Annotated in this window: 1 protein-coding gene; it reads right to left on the reverse strand. The window is 46.6% G+C overall.

Translation table 11 applies throughout. The features are described 5' to 3' along the window. Positions 1 to 54: 54 nt before the first annotated feature. Positions 55 to 975, reverse strand: a complete 921-nt coding sequence (locus tag AB4263_RS22945) for an IS5 family transposase (protein ID WP_065583724.1) — start codon at positions 973 to 975, stop codon at positions 55 to 57. Between the last annotated feature and the right edge of the window lie 44 nt (positions 976 to 1,019).

Consider the following 1,019-nt stretch of genomic DNA (forward strand, 5'->3'; position numbering starts at 1 on the left):
GGCTTTGTTGCGTAATTAAATTTAAAGATAGAACAACCCCGTTTCGCGTATTTCTTAATCAATACGACAAGTTTCAGGCATACCTAACCCAGTAAGCTTGTTCAACGCTTTTATCATCGCGTAAGTTTCACCCACCTGGGCATTGTAATTTCTTAAGCTCAATCGTCCTCCTAGCAACTGTTTAACTCGATACATCGCTGTTTCTGACAATGAACGTTTGTGGTATCCATACCGCTCTTTCCAATACTTATTTGAGCCGTATAATTTCTGGCAACCCACGGCGAGATTTCGAGGATGACCACGCTCCCAGAAGGCTGCCCCTTCTCTTGGGGGAATAAGCGCAACGGCTCGCTTCATCTTAATAGCAGCGCGACACGCTCTCGTGTCGTAAGCGCCATCACCAGACACCTCAAGGATGCTTCGACGTGTTTGTTTCAGTAGGTTCGGGAGTACTTCACCATCTGTAACCGTTGATAAACTTAGCTCGGCGGCAATGATCTCATGAGTGCTTGTATCAACTGCAATATGCAGCTTTCGCCAGACTCTCCGCTTGCCATCCGTCCCGTGTTTTTTGACTTTCCATTCACCTTCGCCATAAACCTTAAGGCCAGTTGCATCAATGGCTAGGTGTTGTATCGCTCCTCTCGCTTTAGTCTTAAATGAGACCTCAACTTGCTTGGCTCTACGACTGATGCAGGTGTAATGCGGACAACTTAACGGCACATGGGCTAACCTAAATATCGAGTCGATAAATCCTTGCAGCGCTCTCAGTGGCATAGAAAAAACTCGTTTCACCATGAGTGCTGTCGTAATAGCTAAATCACTGAACCGACGTGGCCTCCCGCGCTTATTCTGTTTGCTTTGCGCCCACCCACTTATTGCTTCTTCATCGATCCAGAAGGTCAGAGAACCACGGTTAATGAGCGATTGGTTGTATTGCTTCCAGTTGGTTGTTTTGTAACAAGGTTTAGGCATAAGGCTACGAGAGAGAGTGGTGGTAGCTGATCAGATCGTAGGTT

It is taken from the genome of Vibrio sp. 10N.261.55.C5, assembly GCF_041470505.1.
Lineage (GTDB): Bacteria > Pseudomonadota > Gammaproteobacteria > Enterobacterales > Vibrionaceae > Vibrio > Vibrio crassostreae_C.

Coding starts and splice junctions, on each gene's coding strand:
- AB4263_RS22945 (WP_065583724.1), bottom strand. CDS start 975: ATGCCTAAACCTTGTTACAAAACAACCAACTGGAAGCAATACAACCAA.